Genomic DNA, 23,035 nt, shown 5'->3' with positions numbered 1-23,035 from the left:
TTTTGTAAAACCGTTAGAATTAAGCCTTTAGTTTTGGCATCCAATTGTTTCCCATAAGGTCTTTTTCACTTAGAAAATGGATAATGATTGGTATGTTCGATCAGAGGATTGTAGTTATAATAGAGTATGTTCTCGTTTTTCAGAAGTCTCGGCGCTTTTCGCTCGGCTTTTGCTCAATCTCTTGTAAAAACCGACGAACATCTGAGCGGGAACGAAAGATAATCACGTTCTTCTCTCGAGGAAGCTCAGTTAATGCTCGTAAAGTGTGCGGTCTTTTCCTTCGTCGGTAAGTGGCGACCCATTTGATGAATATCCAATCGAGCTTCTCTATACAGCCTTCCCCCATATCAGAACGGGATTGCCCATGATACATGAGCCGTCGCTTTAAAATGCCATACAGCGTCATATATGTCGGAAAATCGAAGTAAATCACTGTATCACAGGCCGCAAAGCGAATCTCTAATGTCGCTCCGTAATTGCCGTCAATGATCCATTCCTCCCCTTGTACCCATTTCTTCTGCATGACTGCGATTTCCTCTGTCGTAGACGGAACCCAGCCTCGTTTCCAAAAATGGGCATCCAAATGAATAAGCGGTAAGCCTGTTCGTTCGTGCAACTGCTTAGCAAATGTCGATTTTCCCGCTCCACCTGGACCTATTATCATTACTCTTTTCATCCGTTCTCCTCCTCATGAAATGTTGCACAAACAGATCGCGAAAAAAACGATCCTCTCAGTGAATGGATCGTTCAAGGTCAGTTTCTTTTTGCTGAATGAAGCGGTTGCTTTTGTTCAATTGCCCGCTTAAGCGCTTGCTGCATGTATCCAATACCCGAGTAGCTGAGTAGAGGGCACTCAACAGTGGCCTGCGGAAAACAAGCTTCAACGATTGGCCCGTATTTTTTCCCCGTTAGAAGAACAACATAGGGAACGGAATCGAGCTTTTTTTCATGAACCTGCTCGGTTAATTGATCAAGCGTGATAACGCCAGAATGTGTGTGGGAGAATGACACATCATATGGACCGTCGACCACATCATCTGGGAACAAAAAACCGTGCTTTGCTGATAAGATCACCCAATGGTCGAAAAACCGTTCGGCGTACATGGCACAAAGCCGGTGAAGCGTTCCAATATATGCTTCACTTGCTGCAACAGGGCCTGCATCTTCTTGTTTATCCCAAATTTTCTTGTTTCCACACGGAATGATACAAAGGGTGTTCATGAGCGATAGATGGTCCACCTTCCTATATCTTTAAAACCGAGTCGTTTATAGATTCGGCCTGCTACTGGATTATCGTAAAAAAGACAAACGGTTTTTCCTTCAGCGAGCAAGTCTTCACAAAGGGCACTCATACAGCGAGACGCCAGTCCTTGGTTGCGATAGTCAGGATGTGTGCACACACCGACGATCATCGCCGAACGTGAATTTTCGGCTGCAGTCGAGGCGGAAGCGATGATCTTCCCGTCCTCCTCTACATAATACGTTCGACTAGCCCCTTTTTCCATTGACACTTTCATCTGCTCTTTTCCATTATCGTTTTGCGCAAAATCATCAATCTGATCATGTAAAACTAGCAGACGGTTCAGATCATCTACCGACAAATGCTGTACACCATTGCGATCGCTTAATTCCTTTGCGGATTGGAGCTCACATAAGTATAGCTGGCGTTTCTGTCCGAGCTTCGGAATGACGCCGTTTTCAAAACGTTCAACGATGTCACTTCGCCCTGAAACTTCGAACTTTCCAGTGTGTTCGTTCACGATTTGCGCGAACCGGTGATGATCCCAATCAGACTCCCCATAAACTAAAAAGGATTGAAAGTACCGGAGCATCGCTGCCACAAGCTCCCCTCGCTCATTAAACTCACCCCATATTTGTTGAAATTCCGTCTCCACCCCAAATGTTTCTACATCGCCGATGATAAACAAATTGACGGCCGGCTCTTTTCCGACGAAGACGAGCAATTGCTCACGGTCTTTTTCTGTTAATGGTCTCAACATCTTCTTCCTCTCCCTCCCTTTTGAAGGAAAAGTATACCACAAATTTTGTTTTATTTGAGCAAACCTGTTTCTTTTTTTACAATGGAGGCAAGAGGAGGGGATCAACCGATGAAAAAACGGCAGCTTGGTACGTCCGACTTGCATGTAAGCGAGCTTGGTTTTGGCTGTATGTCTCTCGGGACAGATGAAACGAAAGCACGTCGGATTATGGATGAAGTGTTGGAGCTTGGCATTAATTATTTGGACACAGCCGATCTTTACAATCAAGGCTTAAACGAGCAATTCGTAGGAAAAGCGCTGAAAGGACGCAGGCAAGACATCATTTTAGCGACAAAGGTAGGAAACCGCTTTGAGCAAGGGAAAGAAGGCTGGTGGTGGGACCCGTCAAAGGCGTACATAAAAGAAGCGGTAAAGGATAGCCTGAGACGCCTACAAACAGATTATATTGATTTGTATCAGCTCCATGGAGGAACAATTGATGACCCTATTGATGAAACCATTGAAGCTTTTGAGGAGTTAAAACAGGAAGGCGTCATCCGCTATTACGGCATCTCTTCGATTCGGCCAAATGTAATCAAGGAATATCTTAAACGTTCAAACATTGTGAGCATTATGATGCAATACAGTATTCTTGATCGGAGACCAGAGGAATGGTTCCCACTCATTCAAGAGCACGGCGTCAGCGTGGTCGTTCGTGGTCCTGTTGCTAGAGGGTTGCTCAGTAGGCGTCCACTTCCAGAAGGAGAGGGATACTTAAATTATCGCTACGATGAACTGAAATCACTCCGAGAATCTCTTCCTACGGACCGACCACTCCACGAGCTTGCCTTACAATATTGCTTAGCTCATGACGTTGTCGCTACCGTAGCCGCTGGGGCTAGCTCGATCGACCAAGTAAAAGCGAACGTACAGGCTGTGGAAGCAACTCCGTTAACGGCAGAAGAACGTCAGCACATTCAAAAGCTTGCGAAAGCAGCCGTTTACGAACAGCACCGAGAGTAACACCTTTGAAACTCCGGATAAAAACAACCTGAGCCTATGATTGACTCAGGTTGTTTTTCATTATCCTTGCAGTCCTTGTTTCACCCATTCAGCGACTTGGATCGTCCGCTTCGCTTGGTGAGCGACTGCCGCTTTTACGTCCTCTTTCATGTTCCCTTCTTGATCAACTGTGACACTTGTGCCGTACGGGTTTCCGCCGGCAGCAAATGTTTCAGGTGCTGTATAACCTGGAGCAGCTACGATAGCGCCCCAATGATACATCGTTGTATAAAGGGAAAGAACGGTTGCTTCCTGTCCACCATGGGCATTACTGGCACTAGCCATGGCACTTACAACCTTATTCGCTAGTTTTCCTTCAAACCAAAGCCCGCCCGTCGTATCTAGGAACGCTTTCACTTGTGAAGGGACATTTCCAAACCGAGTCGGGATACTAAACATGATCGCATCTGCCCAAACTAAGTCATCGAGCGTTACCGCCGGTACGTCTTTCGTAGCGTCAACGTGAGCACGCCAAGCTGGATTCGAATCGATCGCAGCATCTGGTGCAGTCTCAGCCACCTTAAGCACTTTCACTTCGGCCCCCGCTTCTTTAGCTGCCTCTTCCGCCCACTGGGCAAGCTGATAGTTTGTTCCTGTGGAGCTGTAATAGATAATCGCCAATTTTGTCATTGCTACATCCTCCTTTGGATTCGATTGTTTTCCGAAAAGCTTTTCTAAAAAGCCCATCGCATACACCTCATAATAGGAAGTTTTTTTCTGAACTCCCGCTGTGTTTTTCTTACATAATCATTATGCCCAATCACTTTTTTCAATAAAAGTACGCACTTTTTTGTAAGCTAGTTTCCCCGAAGATACTATTAGGCTGGCGCAACGCATTCAAGCTGCAAAAATGATTCATTTATGTTATCCTTTTTACAAGTTACTTTCTTTTAATAAGTACTAATCGTGAGGAGGTTCAAAATGGGTAAAAAATGTACTGGCGTTGAAAAGACGTTGGCCGTCGTTTCAGGGAAATGGACATCCATGATTCTATACCACCTCTACACCAATGAAAAACTTCGATTTGGCGAATTAAGGCGAGCGCTTCCAGGGATCACGCAAAAAATGCTAACATCCGACCTACGGGAATTAGAGAAGCACCGAATCATCGAACGAAAAGTGTATCCACAAGTCCCGCCGAAGGTTGAATATTGTATTACAGACCATGGAAAAACCCTCCTCCCCCTTCTAGAGCAAATGGATGAATGGGGGGATGCCCATGCCCAGCAAACTCTAGACCCTTCGGCATCAACAATACACTCGATTTAAGAAATTAAAAAACTCCGCCTTGTTTGGTCATTTTGACAAAGTGGAGTTTTTTTCGTAAGTAAAATATGCTATAGTGTACTAAAGTAAAATATAATATACATACAAAGGACGTGATGCGCATGAAGGAAATTCTTCTCGGGATTGTGGCGTCCATGTTTTTTGCTGTTACATTTGTGTTAAATCGAGCAATGGAGCTTTCTGGCGGTAGCTGGATCTGGAGCGCATCGCTTCGTTTTTTCTTTATGCTTCCCTTTTTGTTTCTAATCGTTCTGTTTCGTCGTAACGTGAGAGAAGTGTTTAGCGACATTAAAAAACACCCGCTCCCTTGGCTTGTGTGGAGCTTTTGTGGGTTCGTGTTGTTTTATGCACCGATCACTTACGCGGCTGCATCGGGGCCAGGCTGGCTCGTGGCAAGCACGTGGCAATTCACAATTGTCGCAGGGGTTTTGCTCGCCCCCTTATTTGTTACAAAACAAGGAGAAACAATCGTACGGCAAAAGCTACCGCTCCGAGCCTTGATCATTTCGTCGGTTATTTTCGTTGGCATTGTCATCATTCAAGCCCAGCACATCAGCTCATTATCCTTGCATCATGTAGTTGTCGGCGTCTTCCCCGTACTCGTGGCTGCCTTCGCCTATCCGCTCGGTAACCGAAAAATGATGGCGCTGTGTAGCTCCCGCCTTGACACGTTCCAGCGCGTCTTCGGGATGACGCTCATGTCGCTACCGTTTTGGGCAATTCTATCAATCTATGGCTTCGTTACCGTTGGCCCACCGGCTAGCAACCAGTGGCTACAAACCTTCATTGTTGCCATTAGCTCCGGTGTAATCGCCACGACCTTATTTTTTATTGCTACCGACCGGGTAAGAAAGCAGGAAACAAAATTAGCAGCAGTGGAAGCCACCCAGTCAACGCAAGTCTTATTCGTCATTCTCGGTGAAGTGTGGCTGCTCGCCTCCCCATGGCCGAGCGGACTCGCCGTTATCGGTCTTGCCCTGATTATCGCCGGGATGATGGCCCATAGCTTCTTTTCGAAAAGCGTCCCTCAAATGAAACGGAAAGCCGCCAGTTAGGTGGCTTTTTAGTTTATAGTGCATACAAGCAACACCCTTTGTTACGACACGCTTGCTTCATCCAAGAGAACGCTAGATAGATAACAATACATTAATACCAAGCTACGCCTCTGTAAACTGTACCATATGTATGCTGGGCTAAGGGAATTTCGCCAACTTAAAGAAGAGTGAAAAAAAGGGTTCTTAGTCAAATGTTGGGGTGGCATAGGAGGGCGAGCCCCTCTTATCCTACCCCGAATGTCTGATGTTTGAATTGATGATGCAAGAGAATACGGTTTCGTAGGCGATCATAACGCCGAAAACCAAAGGCATTTCTCTTAATCACCTTCGTTTGATTATTCAGTCCTTCGATAAAACCATTGTTTAAGCCAAACGCGAAGCTATTCAAGATCTCGGTCTGCCAGTTCTTCAGCGTCTGAATGGCTCGGTGGAACTCCTTTAACGGGCTCGCCTCCACTCTTCGGTAAAAGGCGTAGAGCCCTTGTTTCACCTCGCTCATTCGTCCTTCCCTTCCTTGCATCTTCGCTTCTTGATACCACTGACGAAAATGTTCTTTTAGCTCATACGCTTCCCTTAAATCAGGGGATAGCTCTAAGTACCGCTCCACCTTCTTCTTTTGCTTATCATCCAGTCCTTCTCTCTTTCTGAAACAGATGTTTGATCCGTTTACATCGTTTTCGATGATACGGATGGAACGCTTTTTGCACTCGGCGGCGAACCCCTTCCAGAGCCCAGTAGATGTAACGACAGAAATGGAACGGATCCCCAATGATGAGCGGGTGGCCTAAGGCCTTTTGAACAGCCGACTTGAAGGTATAACTGAGATCCATCACGACTGTTTTCACATGATGACCCTTCTCTTGAAGATATCGTTTAAGCGTATCGGCTTTACGATCCGGTAAGATATCCAGTGGCTTCCGTGTATCTGCATCCGCAATGATCACTTGATATTTCCCCGCTTTCGTATCCCCTTTGTAATCATCAATCGCAATCCGAGGAGGAAGGTGATCCACCTTCTTCACGAGGGGGGCCGCCAATTGATCAAACCGGCGCATGGCAGTTGTCACGGACGTTTGGAATTGATTCGCTGTGTCCGTAAAGTTCTTCCCTTGAATGAGCCGTAAGCGAAACGCTTGATTCCATTCCACTGTCTGACGCTGATATCGCTCTACAAAACAGGCTTTCTCCGCAAACCGCTTCCCGCATCTGCACGCGTACCGGCGCTTTCGATAGAATAGATACACCCACCGTTCAAAGAGCTTGAGATGTTGAACTTTTTGGATGCGGTAATCATGGGTTCTCTCGGTTCTCTCCCCGCAGGATGGGCAACGATGAGGCGTTCGAGGCATTTCTACATGGAGCGCGATAAAGCCCTCTCGTTCCTCCATCTTTGTGACCTTCACACCTTTTAATCCGGGCAAATCCATGGTAAAATTCATCGTACACGCAGCTCCTATCCTTTCTTTGTTTCTGGGCAATTCAAGGATAATGGATAAAGGAGCCTGCGTGCATTTTTTTTGCCCCTCTTTTGTGCAAAAACCCCAACATTTATTGTAGAGCCAAAAAAAGAGGGCCTCCATCTGTTGGAGCTCCCTCGTTGAACCATTATGCCATCACCTTGCAAATATCATTTGAGAAGGCGACCGGATCTTCCACTGGTAATCCTTCAATGAGTAGTGCCTGATTGTACAAAAGCTTCGTATATAAATCGACTTTATCTTTATCTGACTCAAATGATGCCTTCAATACATCGAACACGTCATGGTTCACATTGATTTCTAACACTTTTTCTGCTTGAACGTTTTGATTATCAGGCATCGCTCGGAGTACCTTCTCCATTTCAATTGATACTTCCCCCTCTGCAGTAAGGCACACAGGATGGGATTTCAATCGTTTGGAGGCTCGAACATCTTTCACTTTGCCGTCTAAAATGGTTTTCATATGTTCAAACAGCTCTTTCTGTTCGTCCGTGTCAGCGGCAGTATCCTTCTGCTCGTCATCTTCGAATCCTAAGTCACCACTTGAGACAGAACGGAATTCTTTTTCTTTATAGCTAGCTAACATTTTAATCGCAAACTCATCCACATCTTCTGTGAAATATAAAATTTCATATCCCTTATCTGCGACCATTTCCGTTTGCGGCAATTTCTCAATCCGAGCATAGGATTCCCCTGTCGCATAGTAAATGTACGGCTGGTCTTCTTTCATGCGAGACACATATTCGTCTAAAGTGACCATTTTCTTCTCCGTCGAAGAGTAGAAAAGGAGCAAATCTTGTAAGTCCTCTTTATTGGCACCAAAATCACTGTACACCCCATATTTTAATTGGCGACCAAATGAACGGTAGAATTGCTCGAATTTCTCCCGTTCGTCCTTTAATAACGTCTTTAAATGGCTCGTAATCTTGTTTTTAATATTTTTCGCAATTAACTTTAACTGCCGGTCGTGCTGAAGCATTTCACGTGAAATGTTGAGCGATAGATCCTCAGAGTCGACCATTCCTTTCACAAAGCTATAATAATCTGGAAGGAGGTCAGGGCATTTCTCCATAATGAGCACACCGTTCGAATAAAGCTCGAGGCCCTTTTCAAATTCTTTCGTGTAATAATCAAATGGAATGTTTTCTGGAATGAAAAGAATCGCGTTATATCGAACAGCCCCATCGACGCTAATATGGATATGCTTTAACGGTTGGTCAAAGCCGTACCGTTTTTCATGATAAAAGTTAGTGTAGTCCTCGTCTTTAAGCTCGTTTTTATTTTTCCGCCAAATTGGCACCATGCTGTTAATCGTTTGTTCCTCAATGACGTCCTCATATTCGTCCTCGGTACCTTCCTTAAGCTCACGCTTCGTTACATCCATTTTGATCGGATAGCGGATGAAGTCAGAATACTTCTTAATAATGCTCTGTAGTCGGTACTCTTCTAGGAACTCATCGTACGATTCATCCTCCGTGTTTTCCTTGAGCTTTAACGTAATTTCTGTTCCGACTGACTCTTTAGCAATCGGTAGAATCGTATAACCATCCGCACCGGTAGATTCCCACTGATAGCCGCTTTCCTCTCCTAATGCTTTCGTTGTAACGGTAACCTTATCTGCGACCATAAATGCTGAGTAAAAGCCAACCCCAAACTGACCAATAATGTCATGTCCGTCTTTACTTTCGTTCTCGGTTTTAAAGGCAAGCGACCCACTTTTAGCAATCGTTCCGAGGTTGCTTTCAAGCTCCTCTTTCGTCATCCCAATTCCCGTATCACTTACCGTTAACGTCCGATCCTCTTTGTTAGCCGTTACTTTAATAAAATAATCATCCTTGTTAAACGTGATCGAATCATCGCTTAATGCTCTGTAGTAAATTTTATCAATCGCATCACTCGCATTTGAAATGAGCTCTCGCAAGAAAATTTCCTTTTGCGAGTAAATGGAGTTAACCATCATTTCTAACAGCCGTTTCGATTCCGCTTTAAACTCTTTTCTCTCCATGGCACTCTCTCCTTTCAATGACTAAGATTCATTTAAAAATTCGCTTGCTACTACACCTATGAGTACAAATGGTACCCTTTTTGATTGTGCAAGAAATCGTTAGCACTTGCAAGCAACGAGTGCTAACGATTATTTGATAGCATACCGTCCTAAAACATGTCAAGCCGTCTAGGAAAAAAACTATGACCGTTGTTTGCGCAAAAGCCTTAATGATGGAAGCGCTCGCTTTTGTTCTCAACTAATTTTTATGTAAAATGAGAAAAGGCCGCCTGACCGTCATGAAGTATGACGTTAAGCCGCCTTTTACTCGTTACTACTCTTTCGGAAGAGAGATTTCTGCTACCTTTGCTAAATCTTGGGCATTTCGACTAATTTCCTGCATGGTGGCAGCAAACTCCTCGATTGAACCAGCCTGTGTATCTGTCAGCTGGTGAATCTCGGAAAACGCTTCGTTTAGCTTTTTTAATAGATCCTGTATCGTATTTGTAATATCGTTAATTTGACTGACGTTTTCTTTTGAATTTGTCGCAAGCTTCCGAATTTCATTCGCCACGACAGAAAAGCCTTTTCCTGACTCTCCCGCACGTGCTGCTTCAATGGCCGCGTTAAGGCCTAGAAGGTTACTTTGGTCGGAAATACCTCTTACAACCGAGGAAATTTCCCCAATTTGCTCCGCGCTCACACTCACATTTTTCATATGAGAAGATACATCAGTGACCTGCTCTGTCAGCTTTGTCACAGAATCGCTTATCTCTTCAATGGAAGCGGCCGTCTCTTCCACGATGGCAGAAAAGCTCTCTGCCATTTCAAACAGCTTGTTCGCTTTTTCTAAGCTTGTTCCCATTCCGACACCGCCAATGACCTTGCCCTTCGAATCATGGAGCGGAATCGCTTTGGCGATCAAAGGAAAGCCGAACAGCTCTTTTGGCACAATCGCTGCACGCTCAGCGTTGTGCCGAATCGCTTCTGTAATAATATCTCCTTCCGCAAGCGGGTCCCCCGGCTTTACATTGAGGGAAAAGGTTTTGGCAGGAATATTGATGATCAGTTTTTCTGTATCATAAACCCCGACCGTAATGTCATCCTGAACTAATTGATTTAAAAACGGGGCTACCTTTACAAATGCTTCCAACAGATCCTGTTTCGTATCTTTTTCCATAAGTTCGCTCATCTTCTTCATCAACCCTCTTTTTTTAATATGGGAAAACCCGTTGACTATAGTGAACTGATACCCATTTTAATGTCGTAAATTCTTCTAAGCTCCACTCACCGTTCAATCGTCCCAGCCCAGAATGTTTTTCCCCGCCAAAAGCAACAATCGGCTCGTCATTGATCGTAATGTCATTTACATGAATCATTCCTGTTTGAATACGCTTAGCGATTTCAACGCCACGTTCCACATTCGCAGTATGAATCGCGCCACTAAGCCCGTATTTTGTATCGTTAGCCATTTCAACCGCTTCCTCTTCCGTATCAAACGGAATGACACAAACGACAGGACCAAAGAGTTCTTCTTGAACAATCGCCATCTCCGACGAGGCATCGATTAAAATGGTAGGTTCGACCATATTTCCATTAATAGCTCCATGTAAAACAGGCTTTGCACCTGCCGCTATTCCGCTCTCAATTGCTTGTTTGAGTGTTTCTGCTTGCCTGCTGTTCATAACAGGACCGATGACTGTTTCAGGGTCCCTTGGATCTCCTACTTTAAGCGAAGCGACTTTGGCTACGTAACGCTCAACAAACTCATCATATACATCTCTTTGGACGAAGATTCGGTTGGCCGACATACATATTTGGCCTTGATGAGTAAAACGACTAAATGTCGCAGCTTGAACCGCATAGTCAAGATCCGCATCAGCGAAAATAAGAAAGGCACTGTTGCCACCTAGCTCCAACAGCGGCTTCTTGAAATGCTTTACCGCGAGTTGACCGATGTGGCTACCGACATTCGTCGAGCCTGTAAATGAAATGATTCTAGGAATCGGATGCTCAACAAAAGCGTTGCCAATTTCATCAATTTCAGTCACGACGACATTTAAGAGCCCCTTTGGAACACCGGCCTCTTCAAAGATTTTGGCAATCAACGTTCCTCCGGTAATCGGCGTTTCTTCATGTGGCTTTAACACAACACCATTTCCAGCCCCTAAAGCTGGTGCCACCGATTTAACAGATAAAAAGAAAGGGAAATTAAAAGGACTAATAACACCCACGACCCCAGCTGGGACACGATACAGTCGATTTTCCTTCCCATTTTCCGTGGAAGGTAAAATCTTTCCTTCCATTCTTAGGGGAAAGGTGGAGGCTTCCTTGATCATGTTTTTTACAAGTCCGATTTCAAAAGCCGCTTTTAAACGTGTGCCACCTAATTCGTCGATAATGATTGCAACGATTTCCTCTTCATGTTCTTCGATGTAGGTAACGGCCCGTTCAAGAATCTCTCGCTTTCTATATGGATTCACAGTGGCCCATTCATTCTGTGCTTTTAAAGCTGCATGGTAAGCCGCGTCAACATCTGAATCTGTTGCGATTTGAAATTCAGCTAATACTTCTTGATTGTACGGATTTCGATCACGAAGTACCCGAGGGCTTTTTCCATCCCTCCATTCTCCATCAATGTACTGTTTATTTAAATCTTGGATGTTAAACATAGAAACCTCCTAGTCTTAAGTACCTACACTATTATTATCGGTTCATGAGGAAATTTTTTAACGGTTCATCGAATAATGACAGATTAGGAGATTGATGGGGAATAGGAAAAGTGCAAAGCATCCGCTTCAAAAACGTAGCGACTGGACCGTAACAATGAAGAGAAGGAAAGCTTTCAAGCCATTGCTGTCTGATCGTAGGGCTCTTTCGGGAAGCGCTTCGTGTTTCTCATCCTGCGCTAGATAGCTCTCGTTATACGTTCTTACCTACTAAAAAAAGCCTCTCACAATGAAGAGACTTTTTAATTTCACTATTTCAAGTTGACACCTACCTCACGTCCTCAACGAGATGCTCATATCTATTTACACATGTAAAACCTCCCACCCTAAAATAGGCAGGAGGCACTGAATTTACCCAGCAAGGTCCCGTTTTCGATAGCCGATAAATCCGATCGCGGCTAAAATAGCGGCTAAGCCTGTCAACACAGACACTGATAAGATGTTTAGGTCTTCAACTGGTAGCTGAGGAATATGACCAAACGGCGAGAGCTGACCAAGCCATTCCGGAAATTGAAGCAGCCCTCCTAAATAAACGACAAAGAAAGAATATCCTAAATAGAGCCAAGTGATCCCTGTCATTTGTGGAATAAGCCCTATGAGCAACATGGCAAGGCCAATCATCATCCACATGGCAGGCAAGTAGGCGAGTCCTGCTTGATAGAGCGTTCCTAATGAAATCGGCTCTTCCATAACTGAAGAAGCAGCGAGCCACAGCCCCGTTAGAGCTAGTAGAAGCATTAAAAATCCGAAGAGAACCGAGAGGACGAAATAACTCCCCATGACATGCATGCGAGAGACTGCCCGCGCAAGCAAGTGCTCCGTTCGATTCCGTTTTTCTTCCCCTTTCAGTTTTAACACGAACATGATTGGTGGTATAGTACAAATCATAGAAATAATTGACATAAGCATCGTTAAAAATTGCTCCGTTAACGTTAACCCTTCAATCGGCTCAAACGCTTGACGCATCATCTCATTATTGGCAAGAAAGGATTCTAAATCGCCAAAAATGGATCCATAGGAAGCACCCAAGATAAACATTCCGACCGCCCATGCAATGATGCTCGTGCGCTGTAATCTGAGTGCCAGACCAAACGGACTTTGTAAAAGCGGGGAGGCATTTTTCTTTCCTGGTTTCGATGGTAAAATTCCTGCCCCTAAATCTCGTCGGCGGTTTAAATAAAGGGCGACTCCCCCAATGATGAAAGCAATACCTACTGTCAGAAGCAGTGGCCACCAACGATTGTTCACATATACTTCTGTCCGCAAAATCCACCCTAGCGGTGAGAACCAAGATAAAGCCTCACTGCTTACATCCCCTATCGCACGGACTAAATACGCGACTCCTAACAGGGCAAAAGAGTATCCGATCGTGCCACGAGAACTTTCCGATAGCTGGGCAAAAAGGGCCGTGACCGCAGCAAAAAAGATTCCCGTTCCACCCAAAGCAGCTCCATATAAGAGAGAACCCTGCAAGTCTATACTCTCAATCCCTAACGAAAACAGACTAAATCCGATGATGACCGCCAAAAGAATGTTCGTGCCGAGCAAAACGACCATCGCTGCCATCACATTTGCTAATCGCCCAACGGGAAGGGAACGTATGAGTTCAACACGTCCTTCCTCCTCATCTGTACGCGTATGACGGGTGACAATTAATATGCTCATGATTGCGACAGCAATTGCAGTAAAAAGGAGCATTTGGTGCGCCATCATCGCTCCCTCTGTATAGTCGTCTAATCCATATCCTGGACCTACCATTGCCGTCATCGCAGGATTTTTCATTGTTTCTGCAATTGCTTGCCGCTCCTGATCTGATGAATAGAGCCCAGGAAACGCCGAGGCCGTTATAACCGTGATCGCCGTTAAACTTATTATCCAGATAGGCAAACGGATACGATCACGCCGGAGAATAAACGAGATCATGTTCGCTGTTTGCTCATACAGCTGCCCCCACATTACCCCTCACCTCCAGCTTGCGATGTTGGACTTTGGCCTGCCCCCTCATAATGGCGCATGAATAAATCCTCTAACGTAGGAGGCGCGCTTTCAAGTGTAATTAATCCGTACTGACTCACATATTTCATCACTTCATCCAAAGATTCGGCATCAACTTGGAAAGAAAAGCCCCCATTTTTTTCGGCAAGATCATGGACACCTTTTTGTTCTTGTAAAGCTGGAATCGGTTGTTTCGTCTTCACGACTAAAGTGGTTCTTGTTAAGTGGCGGAGTTCATCTAATGTTCCCGTTTCAATCATTTCACCTTGACGAATAATCCCCACCTTATCACACAATCTCTCAACCTCAGATAAAATATGGCTGGAAAGAAGAACGCTTTTTCCTGCTTCTTTCGCCTCTAACACACATTCTTGAAACACCCGTTCCATGAGCGGATCAAGACCAGAGGTCGGTTCATCTAAAATATAGAGATCTGCTCCTGACGCAAACGCCGCGACTAAAGCCACCTTTTGCCGATTCCCTTTTGAATACGTTCGACATTTCTTCGAAGGATCAAGTTTGAATCTCTCAATAAAGTGATCGCGGCGTTTCTTGTCCACTGAACCACGCAGCTTCATAAACAAATCGATGACTTCTCCTCCTGTTAAGTTAGGCCAAAGGCTCACATCCCCCGGAACGTATGCAAGGTGCTTATGGATTTCTACAGCGTCACTCCATACATCCTTGCCAAAAATTTTTGCCTCTCCTTCAGAAGCCTTTAAAATCCCAAGCAATATACGAATTGTTGTCGATTTACCAGCACCATTTGGTCCGATAAAACCATAAATCTCTCCCCGCTGTACTTCAAGATTTATACGATTTAATGCGGTGAATGCCCCAAATCTTTTCGTCACATTTGTTGCTTTTACAATTTCCATAGGAAATCCTCCTTTGACATCCACATGTAAGGATCAACATATATTTTGAAATATTTTTACCTTTATATTTCATAATATAAAAAAATCAACCGTTTGACAACAATTTATGAACGATTTGATTTGTTTTATTACAAAATTTTTATTACACTAACGATGAGGTGTTGCAAATGGACGGCTTTCAACGACGAAAAGAACAAAAAAAACGCGATATATTGGAGGCAGCTTTATCTTTATTTATGGAGTATGGTCTCCAAAAAGTATCGATAGCAGAAATTGCAAAGAACGCGAACGTTTCACAAGTGACGATCTATAATTACTTTGAGAGCAAACATAATTTGACTCATGAAGTTTTTCTTTATTATATGGACAAGGCGGTTCGCGATTTTGAACAAACGGTGTATAGCGATAAACCATTCCCCGAAAAAATAAAGGAAATTATGTTTAGAAAAAAAGAAGTGGCGCGCCGCATTCATGAAGAGTTTTATCAATATTTGATGAAGGAATATACGGCAAACGAAACCATTGCTGAAAACGACTATATGCAAAATGCCCTTCAGCACTTTGATCACTTGTTCCAAGAAGGAAAAGAACAAGGATATGTCGATCCTTCTTTATCCCATGAAGCGATTATCTTCTATATCAAAATGCTTAATGAATATATCCAAAAGGAAGAAGTATATGAAAAAATCTTACCGTTAACAGAGGACATTACGAAGCTTTTCTTTTACGGCATAATGGGAGAAAAGAAACATAGGAAGCATACTCCTGAATAATAGCGTTTATCTTTCCGCCAACTCTTAATGGCAGAAGAGAATGTTTCCTTATACTTTAAACCTTTATGTGAAGCTTGTTCAGGTTGCCTATTCTCTCCCCGGTGCACCTAAGCAAGAAAAAAAGGTTCGGATCATCAAAATAAAATGATCTGAACCTTTTTGAATACGTTTGGCTAGTTTTGTCCACCTTTTTTATGGTAGATTTTTTTCTAACAGGTAGAGAAAAAAGGCCGGCAACGCTGCCAGCCCCATTTTCTCTCTCATTACTCTAAATACAAGTCGGATGTTCCAGGCTCAACCAAACCTGCTAATTCTAAATCAAGTACCCAATAATACATTTCTTCTTCAGTCAATCCAAAATCTTCATGGGACACTTCTTGTGCTTCAATCGCTGCAAGCAATGCTAAATCTTCCTCACTCAACTCTTCTTCATAGTAATCTTGTTGTAATTGTGCAATAGCAGATTCAAAATCCATTTCAATATCATACATCATCTGTTCGATATCATCATCAGTAATGTTGTCACGGTCTTTCCCGTAGAAACGATATTCAACATCTTCGTTGTACTTAAATGTGCTAGTGGATGTTGACGTTGAACTAATTGTTGCTCCATCCTCTTCAAAACTTGATGTAACTTCAGCAGTCATTTGTTTTAAAATGCCTTTCTCAATGAAGAACCCGAGCTTTGCTGACGTCTCAGTGTCTTTATACTCATCGATCACTTCATCAAAAACTTCGATTGCATCTTTAACATTTACATCATATTTTTCCAATGCTTCCTTTGCATTCTCATCAGCTTCCACTTCTTCTAATGCATAAATGAGCGATTCGTAGAATAATATTTGATCAAGATCTAGGTAGATCCATCCGTCCTCTTCGGTTATAAAGCCCTCTTCCGCATGTTCTTTATAGTAATCCAACATTTTGTCCACAAAGAATTGTTCTACGTATTCCCATGATTCAGATTCGAATTCAGTCATTTCAAAGAGGCTAGCTGGCAGTTTATTGTCAAACGTATATTTCTTCTCTTTCATCGAATCTTCTAAAATCGGATTAATAATAGCGCCTGCCTCTTTTGAAATCCAATCACTTAGATCACCGTCTACGATTAAAGCCAATTCTTGCTCAATCTCAGGAACATTTGGTACAACGTTATAAGCTAACACATCAATCAATTCTGGGACAAATTGTACATATGGATCTAAATCTACTGCCCACTCATTTTCTTTCTCATCTAAATATACACTTATAGGAAAATGAAGGGTAATATTTTCTCCTTGAACATCCCCTGAGATTCCAAAGGATCCATCCACCTCTAATACTTTCTCCTCTTTGTCATAAATAGTCGAGCTTGTTGCCTCGAAATTTTGAAGCAGATCTTGAAAAATGTCTAAGTAAACCTCTTCATCATAAGCTAGTCCCAACTCTTCCGGGGAAATCTCAAAATCCAAAGTTCCCTTCTGCTCTGTTTCAATTTGAATCTTTTCTGCTTCTAATAGTCGATCTAGTGCCTTTGCGAGTTTCATTTCTGGTGAATTATTAATAACCGAATACACAAAGAAACCGACTCCAATAACAACTGCAATAACACCTAAACTCATCCATAACTTCTTACCTATCAATGTCCATTCGCTCCCTCTATTGTAAAAGTATATCCATCACAACATTAGCTATTATCTCATAAAATTTCCAGTTCGAAAGAATCGTTTTTTAGCAGGACTTTCAGCACGATTATCGATTAATTACTAATTGTGTCGAATAGATAGACTAATAGACTCATGAGAAAAGATAGATATAATGTCATATAAAAAGACCTTTCTCACACGAGAACGGTCTTTTTAACTTGAAGCATCTAGCTTTTTTTCGAGGACAATTTTATGTAGCCCTTTATCATCAATGTACGTCTCAATCACATCAAAACCACTTTTAATGTTTAATAGAAGCATGTTTCGCCACTTGTTCATCGTCTTCGTTCGTACAACCTTATAACCAACATCTCTTAAATAGTCATGCTGCCTTTCCATTAACATGGAGCCAATTCCTTGCTTTCTTATGTTCGGATCAACGCCACCTAACCAACTGTAAAACGTCCGCTTGTCCAATTCATATCCTATCTTGTACCCAACTACATGGCCCCTATCCAGTGCCACGAAGATAAGGATGTTGGGCTTACGTTCCATTTTTTCAAGCAAATTATCCTTCTGACCAAAGATTTGCTCATGCAAGTGGAGAATGCCAGCTACTACGTTCTTCTCTGGAATCGATTGAAATGCTTTACACACTATCCCCATTTGAACCTCTCCTTATTCAAAATTAGCCAAAGGCACGACTTCAATCGTACCACTTTTCCATCAGCATCAAAAGACTTTGACTACGCATCAAAGCTTTTTTGAACAAGGTTATTCTTTTAAGAGGATTTGACGAGTTTTTTTAGATCGATTATCGCTTGGAGATGCATTCCTTCATGAAAAATGGTACGTGATAGTACTTGTTCGATCGTACACATCCCCATTTCTGTAGGAGCCATCTCTTCCTCTAATCGGTGTCCATACGTCTCTTTAATCCAAGCTGGCTGTTGTTCTAGTAATTTCTTTAGTTGCGCTACCGTTGGCGTCTCTGCGGTAAAGTCCGATGGCGATGTCTTAAAGTTAAACCAACGGAGAAATGCTTTAGGGTAATCGATTTTCTCCCTTGTCACCTCTTCAATCCATAAAAATTGATCAAGATAGACATGGCCCAAATTCCAGCGAATGTTGTTGTTAAAACCACTCGGAATGATATTCGCTTCTTCCTCCGTTACATCCGCCACAACCTTTAGCAAATAGCCTCGATACGTTTCTAATTGCGTAAAAAGAATGTCGTGCCTTTTTTTCACCTTCATCTCTCCCTTCTGGTAGATATTTTCGACACGATTTGACCTTTTCCTTTCTCTTTAAGCTTTTTCATTTACTTCTCAAGACTTTATAGGATAAGATATAAATCGTAATTATTCTTATTTAAGAGGTGAAGGAGGTCCTATGAAAACGAAACAATGGCCTAGTAAAACAGAGCGACATAAACGATTTGGTTCTGTTCCCCCTGTAGCGGGAAAGAAACCGATTCATAAAGAAGAAATGGCCGATCTGCAAAACATGCCGAACGATTTTTTGTTTGCCCTTGATTCTGTCGGCATTCATAATGTGAAACACCCTTGCATTATCCAGTCTAACCTCAAGCCATACGAACAGACAACGGTTGGGACTTTCTCATTAACGACAAGCTTGGAGCAAATGAGTAAAGGGATTAACATGAGTCGTTTAACCGAATTGCTTCAGGAGTACCACCAAACTGGATTCATCTTGAGTTTAAAAAATATGCAAGCTTTCACAAAAGATTTAGCCGAACGAATGGAACAATCAAGGGCCCATGTTCATGTCACATTTCCTTGGTTTTTTGAACGTGAGAGCCCTTCCCTAAATAAAATCGGGCTAGCCCATGCAGAAGCTCGTTTGAACGTTCACTTCGATGAAACGCTAGGCTTTACTCATGAGGTCGGATTAACAGCAGCCGTCACGACTCTTTGCCCGTGCTCTAAGGAAATCAGTGAGTACAGTGCTCATAATCAACGGGGCTATGTCACCATCAAAGCAACTTTTTATGAGCCAACAGAAGGAAGCGACGATTGGAAAGTGACCTTGCTCGAAGCAGCGGAATCTAATGCTAGTTCGATTTTGTACCCTGTTTTGAAGCGGCCTGATGAAAAGGCAGTGACAGAAAAGGCTTATGAAAACCCACGATTCGTCGAAGACATGGTGCGATTAACCGCCGCAGATCTTTATGAAAACGAAACGATTAAAGCATTTACCGTTGAGTGCAGAAATGAAGAGTCGATCCATCAGCATGACGCCATTGCTACGCTCTCCTATTCAAAAAAGTAGTCCAAAAAGGGACAGGCATTCCGAAGATCCTCTATAAAAAACGAGACTGATCCATGATAGACTCAGTCTCGTTTTATGAAAAATCGTTATCTTCGACCTCTAAAAATCATAATAAATTTAATTAACTGCAAGACGGCCATAAGCGTACTCGCCACATACGTGAGCGCTGCAGCGTTCAACACTTGACCGATCCCCTTTTCCTCTCGGGACTGAATGAGTCCAAGCTGAAGAAGCTTATCTTTTGCCCTTTTGCTCGCATCGAACTCGACCGGCAAGGTTACGACTTGAAACAGGACAGCTCCAGAGAAAAGAATGATTCCAACGCCGATTAAATTGGTCATCTCAAGCAAAAAACCAGCGATAAACAACCAAGGGGCTAGTTGTGAACCAATGCTCGCTACTGGAAATAACCGGTGCCGAATGACAAGCATTGAATAGTTGTGTTGATCTTGAATGGCGTGGCCCACCTCATGAGCCGCTACTGCTAGAGCCGAAATCGAATGCCCTTGATACACAGGATCTGATAAACGAACTGTTTTTGCTCTAGGGTCATAGTGATCCGACAACGTGCCACTCTTCGACCTCTCCACCTTCACATGATGAAGACCTTCCTTGTCTAAAATAAAACGAGCGACTTGGGCACCTGTTGCGTTTGAAGATGCTGCTACTCTAGACCACTTCTGAAAATTTCCTTTTACTTTTGACTGAGCCCACAAAGCAAGTCCAAGCGCTGCAAAAATCAAAATGTCCATCGCGTGAAAGAACATATAGGTTCCCCCTCTAGCTGAATATAACTATCGTTCCCGTCAAATCAAAAAAAGATACTAGTGTTGTCCAAGTACCCGCCTGCAAATGCTCTGCTTGAACCCCTTGGAGCTTTAGGGATTCGACAATGTCCTTGATTGTTTTCATTTTTATCAAACCCACACCTTCTCTTTCTTCTGGTTCATTCATGATCACACTCAAAAAAACTTATATGCGTAAAGAGTAACAAAAATATGTGAACTGAGTATGAACTTTTTTTATCAATAAAACCCCCTAAACTCTATAAGCAGAGTCTAGGGGCCCTCCTTCATTTGAACGCGACCGATACATATTTGACCTCAAGGTATTCTTCGATTCCGTATTTTCCACCTTCACGTCCGAGGCCACTTTCTTTCCAGCCACCGAACGGAGCTTGAGCCACTGAAGGCATCCCGTCATTCACCCCAACAATCCCGTATTCGAGCTTTTCGCTTAAACGGATCGCTCTGCCAATATTTTCGGTGAAGACGTAAGCTGCCAATCCGTACGGTGTATGGTTTGCTCGTTCGATCACTTCTTCCTCCGTGTCAAACGTTGCAACCGGGGCGAGGGGACCGAACGTCTCTTCATTCATGCAAAGCATCTCGTCTGTCGCACCAGTAATGATCGTAGGCTCGAAAAAATGATTCGTCCACCGGCCGCCAACAAGAACCTGTCCTCCTTTTTTAAGGGCATCATGAATATGAGCTTCTACCTTTTCCACGGCAGCTTTATCAATTAATGGGCCAATCGTGACACCTTCCTCCAGTCCATTTCCAACCTTTAGTTCGTTCACTTTTGCGGCAAACTTTTCTGTAAAAGCTTCGGCTATTTCCCGGGCAACGTAAATTCGGTTGGCACATACACACGTTTGACCAGCATTGCGAAATTTCGAAGCTATTACTTGGTCAACGGCTTCCTCTAAGTTGGCATCATCCATGATAATAAACGGGGCGTGACCTCCGAGCTCAAGCGATATTTTTTTTACTGTCTGAGCTGCCCCGCGCATTAAGAGCTTCCCAACTTCTGTTGAGCCGGTAAACGTGATTTTTCGTACCCGTGAATCCTCAAGCCAAGCCTCACCAATGTCTTGGGCATTCCCGGTAATGACATTAAGGACGCCAGCAGGAATCCCTGCTTCCTCCGCCAATTGGGCTAGCTTTAAGGCCGTTAACGGTGTTTGCTCTGCTGGCTTTACTATAGCGGTACAACCGGCCGCTAAAGCTGGCGCTACTTTTCTTGTGATCATTGCGGCAGGAAAGTTCCATGGCGTGATGGCTGCGATCACACCTACTGGTTGTTTTTGCACAAGAATCCGTTTGTTTATAGCCGAAGCAGGGATCGTGTCACCGTAAATACGCTTTGCTTCCTCGGCATACCATTGAATAAACGAGTTGGCATATTGGACTTCTCCAATCGCTTCACGAAGCGGCTTCCCTTGCTCCTTCGTCATGATTTCGCCAATCTCTTCTTGTTGTTCATCAATGAGCTGAAACCATCTCATTAAATAGCGGCTCCGCTCTGAGGCTGTTTGGCTTGACCACTGCGGAAAAGCTTCATATGCAGCGGATACGGCGAGCTCTGCCTCTTTCTTTCCAGCAAAGGGAACGGTATCAATCACTTCACCCGTCGCCGGATTGGTCACATCTAATGTTTTTCCGCTCCTCATCCACTCTCCATTAATATAGAGATCCATTTAACCTCCACTCCCTTACATCGCCTGATCAGACGTTTTTTCGTTTTCGTTCTCTTTATATTTCCCTTTACTCATTTGGACAAAGAAGTAAAGTCCGATTAGGAACCAACCGACAAAAATGACCCACTCAGGTCCTGTTAACGCAGCTGGCATTCCCGGCAAATAAATAATCAAAAATCCGATACTTAACACGAGTGCGATCCAACCTACAGTAGAGGATCGTCCTGATTGATAAGGCCTTTCCATCGCCGGTTCATTTTTTCGTAGCAAAAGAAAGGCAATCGCCACCATTAAATAAGCAATGACAATCGCGGGACCACCGCTATCTACAAACCAGACGAGGGCCGGTCTCCCTAAAAGCGGACTTAGGACAGCTAATCCACCGATAAAAAGAATCGCATTGGATGGCGTCCGGTATTTTGGATGGAGACGACCAAACCATTTCGGAAGCATGCCCGATTGGGCCATCGCAAACATCACGCGGCTCCCGCCAATAATAAAGGCATTCCAACTTGTCATAATTCCAGCCACCCCACCAACGACAAGTAAATGCCCAAAAAATGTTGAGCCGAACAGGGCGGACATGGCATCAGCTGTTGCGAGCTGGGTCACCTCAAGGGCGTTAGCATCAAGGGCAGACGCCACACCGATAGCAATCAAAATGTAAAAGACAATAGCACAGAAAACAGAGAATATTAATAATTTTCCAATATCTTTAGCCGGAATGTTCGCCTCTTCTGCCGTTTGTGGAATGACATCAAATCCGATAAACAAGAAAGGCACCATAATTAAGACCGCCATGATGCCAGTAGCGCCATTTACAAACAACGGTTCAAAGTTCACCGTCTCTCCGCCTACAGCTGAACCAAATACGAGCATAAGACCTATTAAAATAATGCTCAATGTTAAAATCACTTGGATTTTTGCGGCGGGCTTTAAGCCGAAGTAGTTAATTGCAATGACAAAAATTGATCCAGCCATACCAACTAACACCCATGAGGCGTACACATCCCACCCGGCAATCGTCCACATGTATCCGACTTGATAGTTCGGGAAAATGTATTCAATGACCGTAGGCAAGGCAACGGCTTCAAAAGCGACGACGGAAACGTACCCTAACGTAATCGCCCAAGATGCGAGAAACGCGGCTTTCCCTCCCATCGCTCGGTGAACATACTCGTGCTCTCCGCCCACTTTCGGCATTGCCGATGCGAGCTCCGCATAGGTGAGACCGACAAACGTGACGAGTAAACCACCTATCAGGAAGGCGAGGATGGTTCCGAAAGAGCCCGCAGATGTGAGCCAGCTTTCCGATAAGACGACCCACCCCCAGCCAAGCATGGCACCAACTGAAAGGACAAAAACATCTAATCGTGACAACACCTTCTTAAGTTCTCGATTTTGCTGAAGCAATCATAC

General features: G+C 43.7%; 21 protein-coding genes and 1 pseudogene. 5 read left to right on the top strand and 17 right to left on the bottom strand.

Annotated elements, in window-relative coordinates:
- Window positions 1-139: 139 nt before the first annotated feature.
- The 3 genes from FED51_RS05770 to FED51_RS05760 all read right to left on the bottom strand — a co-directional run bounded on the left by FED51_RS05770 (window position 140) and on the right by FED51_RS05760 (window position 2,000).
- A complete protein-coding gene (locus FED51_RS05770; protein WP_053431786.1) occupies window positions 140-676 on the bottom strand; it encodes a DNA topology modulation protein in 537 nt (178 codons plus the stop codon).
- Window positions 677-753: 77 nt separating this feature from the next.
- On the bottom strand, window positions 754-1,221 hold the full coding sequence (locus FED51_RS05765) for a DUF6884 domain-containing protein (protein ID WP_053431787.1): 468 nt from the start codon (window positions 1,219-1,221) through the stop codon (window positions 754-756).
- A complete protein-coding gene (locus FED51_RS05760) occupies window positions 1,218-2,000 on the bottom strand; it encodes a GNAT family N-acetyltransferase (protein ID WP_053431788.1) in 783 nt (260 codons plus the stop codon). Before FED51_RS05760 ends, FED51_RS05765 begins: the two co-directional genes overlap by 4 nt.
- A 108-nt stretch (window positions 2,001-2,108) precedes the next feature.
- Between FED51_RS05760 and FED51_RS05755 the strand changes: the two genes are divergently transcribed.
- Window positions 2,109-3,002 (top strand): aldo/keto reductase, encoded by an 894-nt coding sequence (locus FED51_RS05755; protein WP_053431789.1) that lies wholly within the window; start codon window positions 2,109-2,111, stop codon window positions 3,000-3,002.
- 60 nt (window positions 3,003-3,062) lie between these two features.
- On the opposite strand, the gene wrbA is transcribed toward FED51_RS05755, so the two are convergent.
- Entirely contained in the window at window positions 3,063-3,728 is a 666-nt protein-coding gene (gene wrbA, locus FED51_RS05750; RefSeq protein WP_050768963.1) for an NAD(P)H:quinone oxidoreductase, read from the bottom strand.
- Between the two features lie 234 nt (window positions 3,729-3,962).
- Here wrbA and FED51_RS05745 point away from each other — a divergent pair, with 234 nt between their 5' ends.
- Together FED51_RS05745 and FED51_RS05740 are read left to right on the top strand one after the other, a co-directional pair.
- Window positions 3,963-4,310, top strand: coding sequence for a winged helix-turn-helix transcriptional regulator (locus FED51_RS05745; protein ID WP_010897179.1), 348 nt, complete (start codon window positions 3,963-3,965; stop codon window positions 4,308-4,310).
- Between the two features lie 119 nt (window positions 4,311-4,429).
- Window positions 4,430-5,383 (top strand): DMT family transporter, encoded by a 954-nt coding sequence (locus tag FED51_RS05740; protein WP_053431790.1) that lies wholly within the window; start codon window positions 4,430-4,432, stop codon window positions 5,381-5,383.
- 223 nt (window positions 5,384-5,606) lie between these two features.
- Here the strand turns inward: FED51_RS05740 and FED51_RS05735 are convergent.
- From FED51_RS05735 to FED51_RS05710, 6 genes and pseudogenes are all read right to left on the bottom strand, one after another.
- A pseudogene (locus FED51_RS05735) lies at window positions 5,607-6,822 on the bottom strand (ISL3-like element IS651 family transposase).
- A gap of 166 nt (window positions 6,823-6,988) precedes the next feature.
- The gene (htpG, locus tag FED51_RS05730) at window positions 6,989-8,866 is read right to left on the bottom strand and encodes a molecular chaperone HtpG (RefSeq protein ID WP_053431791.1); all 1,878 of its coding nucleotides are present in this window, start codon (window positions 8,864-8,866) and stop codon (window positions 6,989-6,991) included.
- A gap of 313 nt (window positions 8,867-9,179) precedes the next feature.
- The gene (locus FED51_RS05725; RefSeq protein WP_041821297.1) at window positions 9,180-10,037 is read right to left on the bottom strand and encodes a methyl-accepting chemotaxis protein; all 858 of its coding nucleotides are present in this window, start codon (window positions 10,035-10,037) and stop codon (window positions 9,180-9,182) included.
- A 22-nt stretch (window positions 10,038-10,059) separates the two neighbouring features.
- Window positions 10,060-11,517, bottom strand: a complete 1,458-nt coding sequence (yfmT, locus tag FED51_RS05720) for a benzaldehyde dehydrogenase (protein ID WP_138090330.1) — start codon at window positions 11,515-11,517, stop codon at window positions 10,060-10,062.
- Window positions 11,518-11,925: 408 nt separating this feature from the next.
- The gene (locus FED51_RS05715; RefSeq protein WP_053431793.1) at window positions 11,926-13,530 is read right to left on the bottom strand and encodes an ABC transporter permease; all 1,605 of its coding nucleotides are present in this window, start codon (window positions 13,528-13,530) and stop codon (window positions 11,926-11,928) included.
- Entirely contained in the window at window positions 13,530-14,447 is a 918-nt protein-coding gene (locus FED51_RS05710) for an ABC transporter ATP-binding protein (RefSeq protein ID WP_010897173.1), read from the bottom strand. Before FED51_RS05710 ends, FED51_RS05715 begins: the two co-directional genes overlap by 1 nt.
- A gap of 167 nt (window positions 14,448-14,614) precedes the next feature.
- Here FED51_RS05710 and FED51_RS05705 point away from each other — a divergent pair, with 167 nt between their 5' ends.
- Window positions 14,615-15,220: a TetR/AcrR family transcriptional regulator gene (locus FED51_RS05705; RefSeq protein ID WP_010897172.1), complete on the top strand. Its 606-nt coding sequence runs from the start codon at window positions 14,615-14,617 to the stop codon at window positions 15,218-15,220.
- 263 nt (window positions 15,221-15,483) lie between these two features.
- Here FED51_RS05705 and FED51_RS05700 read toward each other — a convergent pair whose 3' ends face one another.
- The 3 genes from FED51_RS05700 to FED51_RS05690 form a co-directional block, all read right to left on the bottom strand.
- Window positions 15,484-16,821, bottom strand: a complete 1,338-nt coding sequence (locus FED51_RS05700) for a hypothetical protein (RefSeq protein ID WP_053431794.1) — start codon at window positions 16,819-16,821, stop codon at window positions 15,484-15,486.
- Between the two features lie 237 nt (window positions 16,822-17,058).
- Window positions 17,059-17,511, bottom strand: a complete 453-nt coding sequence (locus FED51_RS05695; protein WP_053431795.1) for a GNAT family N-acetyltransferase — start codon at window positions 17,509-17,511, stop codon at window positions 17,059-17,061.
- Window positions 17,512-17,627: 116 nt separating this feature from the next.
- Entirely contained in the window at window positions 17,628-18,095 is a 468-nt protein-coding gene (locus tag FED51_RS05690; protein WP_053431796.1) for a DinB family protein, read from the bottom strand.
- A gap of 142 nt (window positions 18,096-18,237) precedes the next feature.
- Between FED51_RS05690 and folE2 the strand changes: the two genes are divergently transcribed.
- Window positions 18,238-19,137 (top strand): GTP cyclohydrolase FolE2, encoded by a 900-nt coding sequence (gene folE2, locus FED51_RS05685; protein WP_053431797.1) that lies wholly within the window; start codon window positions 18,238-18,240, stop codon window positions 19,135-19,137.
- Between the two features lie 86 nt (window positions 19,138-19,223).
- On the opposite strand, the gene FED51_RS05680 is transcribed toward folE2, so the two are convergent.
- The 4 genes from FED51_RS05680 to FED51_RS05670 all read right to left on the bottom strand — a co-directional run bounded on the left by FED51_RS05680 (window position 19,224) and on the right by FED51_RS05670 (window position 23,029).
- Window positions 19,224-19,904, bottom strand: coding sequence for a zinc metallopeptidase (locus tag FED51_RS05680; RefSeq protein ID WP_053431798.1), 681 nt, complete (start codon window positions 19,902-19,904; stop codon window positions 19,224-19,226).
- A 13-nt stretch (window positions 19,905-19,917) separates the two neighbouring features.
- Window positions 19,918-20,091 carry a hypothetical protein gene (locus FED51_RS21035; RefSeq protein WP_175414306.1) on the bottom strand — a complete coding sequence of 58 codons (174 nt, stop codon included), beginning with the start codon at window positions 20,089-20,091 and terminating at the stop codon, window positions 19,918-19,920.
- Between the two features lie 118 nt (window positions 20,092-20,209).
- Window positions 20,210-21,616 carry an NAD-dependent succinate-semialdehyde dehydrogenase gene (locus tag FED51_RS05675; protein ID WP_053431799.1) on the bottom strand — a complete coding sequence of 469 codons (1,407 nt, stop codon included), beginning with the start codon at window positions 21,614-21,616 and terminating at the stop codon, window positions 20,210-20,212.
- Window positions 21,617-21,631: 15 nt separating this feature from the next.
- A complete protein-coding gene (locus tag FED51_RS05670) occupies window positions 21,632-23,029 on the bottom strand; it encodes an APC family permease (RefSeq protein WP_053431800.1) in 1,398 nt (465 codons plus the stop codon).
- Between the last annotated feature and the right edge of the window lie 6 nt (window positions 23,030-23,035).

The organism is Halalkalibacterium halodurans (assembly GCF_005671335.1).
GTDB classification, from domain to species: domain Bacteria; phylum Bacillota; class Bacilli; order Bacillales; family Bacillaceae_D; genus Halalkalibacterium; species Halalkalibacterium halodurans.
The sequence above is the reverse complement of the archived record's forward strand: the minus strand, read 5'-3'. Positions and strand labels throughout refer to the sequence as shown.